The organism is Paraburkholderia sp. J11-2, assembly GCF_905220185.1.
GTDB lineage: Bacteria > Pseudomonadota > Gammaproteobacteria > Burkholderiales > Burkholderiaceae > Paraburkholderia.
The window spans coordinates 1-2452 of record NZ_CAJMYY010000071.1; the positions used below are offsets into that span (position 1 = coordinate 1).

At 63.1% G+C, this 2452-nt stretch carries 3 protein-coding genes; all 3 read right to left on the minus strand.

Annotated features, from left to right (window positions below):
• Positions 1 to 5 precede the first annotated feature (5 nt).
• From catA to U5A57_RS41120, 3 genes are read right to left on the minus strand one after another with little or no spacing between them, the layout of a single operon-like run.
• On the minus strand, positions 6 to 941 hold the full coding sequence (catA, locus tag U5A57_RS41110) for a catechol 1,2-dioxygenase (protein WP_321918047.1): 936 nt from the start codon (positions 939 to 941) through the stop codon (positions 6 to 8).
• Positions 942 to 995: 54 nt separating this feature from the next.
• Positions 996 to 1286, minus strand: a complete 291-nt coding sequence (gene catC, locus U5A57_RS41115) for a muconolactone Delta-isomerase (RefSeq protein ID WP_110382889.1) — start codon at positions 1284 to 1286, stop codon at positions 996 to 998.
• Positions 1287 to 1315: 29 nt separating this feature from the next.
• Positions 1316 to 2452 carry a muconate/chloromuconate family cycloisomerase gene (locus U5A57_RS41120; protein WP_321918049.1) on the minus strand — a complete coding sequence of 379 codons (1137 nt, stop codon included), beginning with the start codon at positions 2450 to 2452 and terminating at the stop codon, positions 1316 to 1318.

Sequence of the window (2452 nt, forward strand, 5' to 3'; positions counted from 1 at the left end):
GACGGTTACGCCGTGGCTTCGGCGCGCAGGCGGTGAACGAGCTGGTTGTCCTTACCCTGGACCAGCGGGGTGAGCGTCACGTTGAACTCGATGGCCTTGTACGTGTCGGCTTTCAGGCCGAGCGCCGTGCCACCGGACTTTTCCGTCACGTGCGGAATCAGTTCTTCACGGGTCGCGTAGGCGAAGTCGTCCCAAATGAGCGGGTCGCCTTCAATATTGAATTGCGTGGTGAGCTTGCGGCTGTTATCCGCCGAGACGAAGAAGTGCACGTGCGCCGGGCGGTTGCCGTGGCGGCCAAGGCCGTCCAGGAGCTGCTGCGTCGCGCCCTGGGGCGGGCAGCCGTAGCCCACCGGCATAAGCGTGCGGAATTCGTACTTGCCGTCTGCGCCGGTCTTGACCGCGCCGCGCAGGTTGAAGTCGTCCTGTGCACCCGTCGGATCGAAGTGCGAATAAAAGCCCTTCGAATTGGCGTGCCAGCATTCGACCAGGGCGCCCGCGAGCGGTTTGCCGTCGAGATCCGTGACGGTGCCGTGAATGACGAGCGGGCCCGCGTCGGCGTCCGGGTTGAGATCGATTCGCGAAACGCCTTCGCGCACCGGTGCGCCCGCAACGTACAACGGTCCTTCGATCGTGCGCGGCGTGCCGCCTTCGAGACCCACCGCCTTGTCTGCGGCGTCCATGCGGATGTCGAGGTACTTTTCAAGGCCAAGGCCGGCCGCCAGCAGCGCAGCTTCGCCGTCCTGGCCCAGCTTGTTCAGATAGTTCACGCCGGCCCACACTTCATCGGGCGTGATGTCGAGATCGTCGATGGCCTTGAACAGATCGCCCAGCAGTCGATAGACGACCTGCTGGAAACGCGCGTTGCCGCTGCCGCCATTGAGATTCGCAGCGGCCTTCAGCAGGTCCTGCACTTCCTTCGTTTCGAATACTTTTGCGCTCATGGTATTTGTCTCCTGATACTGGCTGGTGCTTCCTGGTATTGGGGGGAAATCAGCTCAAGCGTCGTTGTCCCTGACGGAGGACGGGTGGCGACACAACGGCGTCACCGAAATCTTCATGTACGGGAAAAGCGGCAAGGCGGTGAGAATGTCGTGCAACTCAGCATTGCTCTCTACATCGAAGATGCTGTAGTTCGCGTACTCGCCCACCAGTCGCCAGATATGGCGCCACTTGCCGCTGCGCTGCAGCTCCTGCGAGTACGCCTTTTCGCGCGCCTTGATTTCATTGGCGACGTTGGCGGGCATGTCGGCCGGGATGTTCACATCCATTCGTACGTGGAATAGCATCGTCAAATTCCGTTTGTCAGGTGTCCGGATTATTTCGTCACTTTCAGCAGGCCGTCGCGGGTGAAGCGCTTGACCTTCGCTTCGTCCAGTTCGATGCCCAGACCCGGGCCGTTCGGCACCGTCAGCTCGAAGTCGCTGTAGTCCAGCGGGGTGGTCAGAATCTCTTCGGTGATCAGCAAGGGGCCGAACAGCTCGGTGCCCCACTGCAGGTTCGCAAAGCTCGCGAACAGGTGCGCCGATGCCACCGTGCTGAACGCGCCTTCGAGCATCGTGCCGCCGTACAGCTCGATACCCGCGGCGTCCGCAATCGTGGCCACGCGCTGCGCGGCGAACAGCCCGCCGCTTTGTTCGATCTTGATGGCGAACACATCGGCGCCCTCGTTCTTCGCGATCTCGAACGCGCTTTCCGGTCCTTGCAGGATTTCGTCGGCCATCAACGCCACCGGGAAACGGCGCATGAGGCGCGCGAGCGCCGCGGGTGAAGCGACCGGCTGTTCGACCAGTTCGCAACCGGCTTCCGCCAGCGCGGGAATCGCCCACGCCGCCTGCGTTTCGCTCCAGGCCATGTTGACGTCCACGCGCACGGCGGCGCGCTCGCCCATCGCCTTCTTGATGTCGGCGACGTGCTTGATGTCGGTCTTGAGGTCCTTCGCGCCGATCTTCAGCTTGAAGATCTTGTGGCGGCGCACTTCGAGCATGGCCTCGGCTTCGGCGATGTCCCTGGCGGTGTCACCCGATGCCAGCGTCCATGCCACCGGCAGGCGCTCGCGGCGGCGGCCGCCCAGCAGTTCGCTCACCGGCACGCCAAGGCGCTTGCCCTGTGCGTCGAGCAGCGCGGTTTCCAGCGCGCACTTGGCGAAGTGATTGACCTTGACGAGCTTGCCGAGGTGCGCCATGAGCGCCTGGATGCGCGTGGCGTTCTGACCGATCATCGCGGGGGCGAAGTAGGCGTCGATCGCCAGCTTCATCGCTTCCGGGCTTTCGGGGCCGTAAGCCATGCCGGCAATGGTGGTGCCTTCGCCGATGCCGGTCACGCCATCGCTGCAGTACACCTTTACGAGCATCAGGGTTTGCCCGTACATCGTGGCGACGGATAGCTTGTGAGGGCGAATCGTCGGCAGATCTACCAGGCGGGTTTCGATACGTTCGATCGTCGCGGAAGTCAT